The organism is Brevibacterium rongguiense (assembly GCF_009857845.1).
Lineage (GTDB): Bacteria > Actinomycetota > Actinomycetes > Actinomycetales > Brevibacteriaceae > Brevibacterium > Brevibacterium rongguiense.
Genome location: NZ_WWEQ01000100.1, coordinates 1 through 5,259, shown reverse-complemented (window position 1 = coordinate 5,259; position 5,259 = coordinate 1). Strand labels below are relative to the sequence as shown.

General features: G+C 73.4%; 6 protein-coding genes. 4 read left to right on the top strand and 2 right to left on the bottom strand.

Going from position 1 to position 5,259, the window contains the following annotated elements:
* The coding region (locus GSY69_RS13420) for a DoxX family protein (RefSeq protein WP_160954337.1) at positions 1-448 on the bottom strand (448 nt) is incomplete at its 3' end.
* A 125-nt stretch (positions 449-573) separates the two neighbouring features.
* On the opposite strand from GSY69_RS13420, the gene GSY69_RS13415 reads away from it, so the two are divergent.
* Positions 574-1,287, top strand: coding sequence for a class I SAM-dependent methyltransferase (locus GSY69_RS13415; RefSeq protein ID WP_160954336.1), 714 nt, complete (start codon positions 574-576; stop codon positions 1,285-1,287).
* A 7-nt stretch (positions 1,288-1,294) separates the two neighbouring features.
* Entirely contained in the window at positions 1,295-1,870 is a 576-nt protein-coding gene (locus GSY69_RS13410) for a hypothetical protein (RefSeq protein ID WP_160954335.1), read from the top strand.
* A gap of 13 nt (positions 1,871-1,883) precedes the next feature.
* On the opposite strand, the gene GSY69_RS13405 is transcribed toward GSY69_RS13410, so the two are convergent.
* Positions 1,884-2,555 carry a LysR family transcriptional regulator substrate-binding protein gene (locus GSY69_RS13405; RefSeq protein WP_202411125.1) on the bottom strand — a complete coding sequence of 224 codons (672 nt, stop codon included), beginning with the start codon at positions 2,553-2,555 and terminating at the stop codon, positions 1,884-1,886.
* 114 nt (positions 2,556-2,669) lie between these two features.
* Between GSY69_RS13405 and GSY69_RS13400 the strand changes: the two genes are divergently transcribed.
* Together GSY69_RS13400 and GSY69_RS13395 are read left to right on the top strand one after the other, a co-directional pair.
* Positions 2,670-2,861, top strand: coding sequence for an SDR family oxidoreductase (locus GSY69_RS13400; protein WP_328698880.1), 192 nt, complete (start codon positions 2,670-2,672; stop codon positions 2,859-2,861).
* A 161-nt stretch (positions 2,862-3,022) separates the two neighbouring features.
* A complete protein-coding gene (locus tag GSY69_RS13395) occupies positions 3,023-5,110 on the top strand; it encodes a BCCT family transporter (RefSeq protein WP_160954333.1) in 2,088 nt (695 codons plus the stop codon).
* The last annotated feature ends 149 nt before the right edge of the window (positions 5,111-5,259 follow it).

The following is a 5,259-nucleotide window of genomic DNA, read 5'->3' as shown; positions in this document are numbered from 1 at the left end:
CGCCGGCCGGGCGGCCCTCGGAGCGCGCGGCGGCGGAGTCGAGCCGCCGGGCGCGCGGGCGGGCGAACAGCGCGTCGACGGCGATCCGGCCCGGCCCGGTCAGCGCCAGGGCGATGCCCGCGGCGGCCAGGAGGAGGACGAACTCGTAGCCGCCGTCGGCCGCGTAGAAGCCCTGGGAGCCGTGCACGGTGACGATCGCGCCCACCGCGACGAGCGCGGTGACGATGCCCGCCACGCGGGTCAGGGCGCCCAGGATGAGCAGGGCACCGGCCGCGACCTCGGCGAACGGCAGGATCGCGCCCATGGCGGAGGCCGCCGGGACGCCCATGCCCGCGAGCATCTCCTGCACGCCGGGGATGGAGACGGACAGCAGCTTCTGCAGGCCGTGGGCGATCATGATGACGCCGGCTGCGAGGCGGAGGACCAGGATTCCGATGTCGTGAGTCATGCCTCCACTCAGGCAGATGCATGGTTGCCACTTCAACCACTTCACCGGCCTCGCCCTCGAATGTAGGAAGGATCACCTGGCCGATTGCCGAATGCCCGGCCGCCGCCCGTGGCTACGATGAGGCCATGACCTCTGCGAACCGCTGGCGAATGATGATCGAGAACGACCCGGAGCACTCCCACCGCTACGCCCAGCGGTGGAAGGACATGGCCGCCGCGGGCCACGATCTGGGCGGGGAGGCCCGGTTCCTCGACGCGATGGCCCAGCGCGGCAGCCGGATCCTCGATGCCGGCTGCGGCACGGGGCGCGTGGGCGGACTGCTCGACGCCGCCGGACACGACGTGGTGGGCGTTGACCTCGATCCCTATCTCATCGCGCAGGCCCAGCGGGACTTCCCGACCGCCAGCTGGAGCGTGGGCGACCTCGAGGCGCTCGATCCGCAGGCCTACGGGGCGCCCTTCGACATCGTCTTCTCCGCCGGCAACGTCCTGGGCTTCCTCGACCCGGAGCTGCGCCCGGGCGCAGTCGCGCGCATGGCCGCGCTGCTGGCCCCCGGGGGGCGGCTCGTCACCGGGTTCGGTGCCGGCCGCGGCTACGCGTTCGAGGACTTCCTGCACGACCAGCGGGCCGCCGGGCTTGCCATCGACCTCACCCTGTCCACCTGGGACCTGCGCCCCTTCGCCCCCGATGCGGGCTTCCTCGTCTGCGTCGCGAGCCGCCCCGAGGGCTCCGAGGCATCCACGGCACAGGCACCCACGGCACAGGCGGGCGAGGACTCACCCGAGCGCCCGCCGCTGTCCCGGGAGGCCGGGGCCCCCGCCGGCCGCCGGCTGCTGTGAGGCCCCGGTGGTCAGGCCGCTGAACACCGCCGCGCTCGCGCGGGCGACGGGGATGGGCTGGGAGGACATCGTCGCCGTGCTGGAGGCCGCTGGCGGTTCGCGGTTGGATCACGGGCAGCTCGCGGCCGTTGCGGCCACCGCGTTCGCCGGCCGCGTGGACAATCCTGGCTGGTGGGCGCAGGCGGCGGCCCTGGGCTTCGAGCAGCGGATCGGCCGGCGCCTGCCCGGCCAGCGCGCCGACGGCACCTTCTCCGCCACCGCCTCGCGCACCGTCGCGCTCGACCGCGCCGCGGCCTACGAGCGCGTGGTCCGCCACCTCGGCGCGCACCCCGGTGCGATCGCCGGGCACCCCCTGAGCGGGCCGCCGCGCACCTCGCGCACCGCCCAGCGCAGCTTCTGGCGCGCCGACCTCGAGCGCGGCGAGCGCATCGAGCTGGGGGTCGCCGCCGCCGCGCCGCTGGCCGCGAGCCCGCAGGCGGCGCGCGCCCTGGTGACGGCCGGCGCGGAGAAGGTCCCGGACCCCGCCGCTGCGGAGGCCTGGCGGGTGGACCTCCGGGCGCTGCTGGCAGACATCTTCGGCTGAGCGGCGCGGCCGCTCAGCCCCGGCGCTGCCGCTCGTACTCGCGCTGCCAGTCCTCGGGCGTGCGCTGCAGGGCGCGCATGTGCCGGCGGGCGAGGTCCATGAACGTCCGGGTGGCGGGGGAGAGCTCGGCGTCGATGCGGGTGATGAACGCGAACTGCTCGACGAAGGGCGGCTCCACCGGTGCCCAGGTGACCCGCTCACCCACGCGGTGGGCGCGCAGGACGAGCGAGGAGGCCAGCGTGTCGCCCACGCCCTCGGCGCACAGCTCGAGCGCCGCATCCATGAACTCGACCTCGATGTAGGGCCGGATCCGCACGCCGGCCGACTGGGCGAGCACGTCGAGCCGGCGCCGCATCGGGTCGTCGTGCCGGAAGCGCGCCTCGGAGAGCACGAGGCGGCGCTCGGACAGCTGCGCCGGCGTCACGGGCTCCTCCGTGTGGGCGGGCTCGGCGCTCACGCAGACGACGATGTCGGTGAGGACCGGCTCGGAGACCGTGAGCCCGTGGGCGTCGATGGGCAGCGAGACCAGCCCGGCCTCCAGGTCGCCCTCGCGCACGGCCTGCGCCACCTCGGACGAGTTGAGCCCCACGATCTCGATCTGGACGTCGGGGTGAAGGCGGGAGAAGTCGACGATGAGCGGGGTGAGCAGGTAGCGGTGCGCGCTGCTGAACGTGCCGAACGACACCGTCCCGCCCAGCAGGGCGCTGGCCTGGTGCGCGGCGGCGGTGACCGCCTCGGCCGCGGCGAGCGCGGCCCTGGCGCGCGGGACGAGCTCGCCGGCCCACGTCCGTGAGATGCCATCCTGCCCGGCGGCGTCTCCACCCCGATGAACGCTGACGAGCCCGGCGGCGGCGTCGTGCCCCGCACGCCGCTGGGGCGGCGAGCCGATGTCGCGGAGGTCTCCGGCATGATCGCCTACCTCGCGGGCCCCGACTCGGCCTTCGTGACCGGCGCCCACCTCGTCATCGACGGCGGCTTCGAGGCCGGCTGAGCGGCGCCCGAGGCGCTGGCCGGCACCCGGCCGGCCCGCGCCTCGGCCGCGGCGGGGCCCGGGGGAGCGCGGTGACGGGGGCCACCGCGGGTTGCTACCACGGAAGACTTCACCCATCCTGGTAGACGGCCGTTTTCGTCCCCAACCCCGCAAAGGACCCGATGACACAGGGCAGAGAACCCTCCTCGTCGCCAGCCGACCCGCAGCCCGCGGGCGCGCACGCCGCACCCGGCTCCACCGCCTTCGACGCGCCGGCGCCCGGCGAGGCCCCCACCGCCTTCTCCGACGCGCCCTCGACGGCGGTTGACCCCCGCGAGGAGCCCACAGCGGCCTCCCTCGAGGAGCGCCTCGGCCACGCCGACCGCTACGACTTCGTCGACCCGCTCGATCCCGACCGCCGCGAGGTCGAGCCCATCGACGACAGCGGCTCCGATGACGAGATCACGGAGCAGCTGCGCGGCCAGGGCGTGAAGATCGGCCGCGGCGGCGTGACCCCGGCGGTCTTCTACCCGGCGATCGGCATCGTCGTCCTCGTCACGGCGCTCGCCATGGTCTTCCCCGACGGCACCGGTGCGGTACTCGAGTCGATCCAGGGCTGGATCGTGCGGGACCTGGGCTGGTTCTACATGCTCACGATCGGCATCCTCATCGGCTTCGCCGTGTTCTTCGGCGTCTCGAAGTACGGCCGCATCCGGTTGGGCCGCGACGGCGAGAAGCCGGAGTTCGGGCTGCTGTCCTGGTTCGCCATGCTCTTCGCCGCGGGCATGGGCATCGGCCTCGTGTTCTTCGGCGTCGCCGAGCCGCTCACCTACATGACCTCGGACCCCAAGCCGGGCACGGACGGGCCGCCGTCCGCGCTGGCCGAGCAGGGCCTCGCCCAGACGTTCATCCACTGGGGCCTGCACCCCTGGGCCTGCTACGCGATCATCGGCCTGGCCCTGGCCTACGGCATCCACCGGCGCGGTCGCCCCGTGTCGATCCGCTGGGCGCTCGAGCCGCTCTTCGGCGAGCGCATCAAGGGCTGGCTGGGCGACACCGTGGACGTCATCGCGGTGCTCGGCACGCTGTTCGGCGTCGCCACCTCGCTGGGCCTGGGCGTCCAGCAGATCGCCGCCGGCGTCCAGTCGATCGGCATCATCAGCGAGGTCAACAACACGATCCTCGTCGTCCTCGTCGTCATCATCACCCTGCTCGCCACCACCTCGGTCGTCACCGGCTTGGGCGCGGGCATCAAGTGGCTGTCGAACATCAACCTGTCCGTGGCGGGCCTGCTGCTCATCTCGCTCATCATCATGGGCCCCACCGTGTTCCTGTTCCGCGAGATGATCCAGGCGTTCGGCCTCTACCTCGCGAACTTCTTCCAGATGACGTTCGACACCGCCGCCTACACGGGCGAGGAGGGCCAGACCTGGGCCTCGTCGTGGACGATCTTCTACTGGGGCTGGTGGATCTCCTGGGCGCCGTTCGTGGGCGTGTTCATCGCCCGCATCTCGCGCGGGCGCACCATCCGCGAATTCATCGCGGGCGTGCTGCTCGTGCCCACGATGGTCAGCTTCGTGTGGTTCTCCGTGCTCGGCGGCATCGCGATCCACCGCCAGCTCACCCAGGGCGACCTGTGGCACGAGGGCGGCGAGGCGATCGTCCCGGAGAAGGCGCTGTTCACCGTGCTCAGCGACCTGCCGGCGGGCCCCGTGCTCTCCGTCGTGGCGATCCTGCTCGTGGCGATCTTCTTCATCACCTCCTCGGACTCCGGTTCGCTCGTCGTGGACATGCTCTCCTCCGGCGGGCACCCGAATCCGCCGCTGTGGTCGCGCGTCGTCTGGGCCTTCCTCGAGGGCCTCGTGGCGATCGCACTGCTGCTGTCGAACGGCCTGACCTCCCTGCAGGCGGGCTCGCTCATCACGGCGCTGCCCTTCAGCGTGATCCTGCTGCTCATGGCGTTCGCAACGCTCAAGACGCTCAAGCTCGACCACGCGATGGTGGAGGAGCAGAAGCTCCTCCACCGCGCGGAGGCGATCAGCGAGCACATCACGGACAGCATGGCCGACCGCGTCACCGGCCACGTCAACGAGCAGTTCGCCGGCGAGTGGGGCGAGGTGCTCGACGACCGCATCGACTACCGGATCTCCCGCACGCGGGCCGGCCGCGTGGATGCCGGGCGCGGGCGCACCGCCACCGGCGAGCAGCCCGCCGTGGCGGACCCGGATGCCGCGCGCAAGCGCGGCGGGAAGCCGCCCCGCAAGGGCTGAGGCAGCCCGCCTCGCACGCAGGGGCCCGGCCGATCCACTCGGATCGGCCGGGCCCCTGCGCGCGTGCGCCGGCGGGGCAGCGGTGCTGCCCTGGCGCACCGACCGCTGCAGACCGTCCGCCGCGCCGCGCCGCGGCTCCCGGCGCTTTG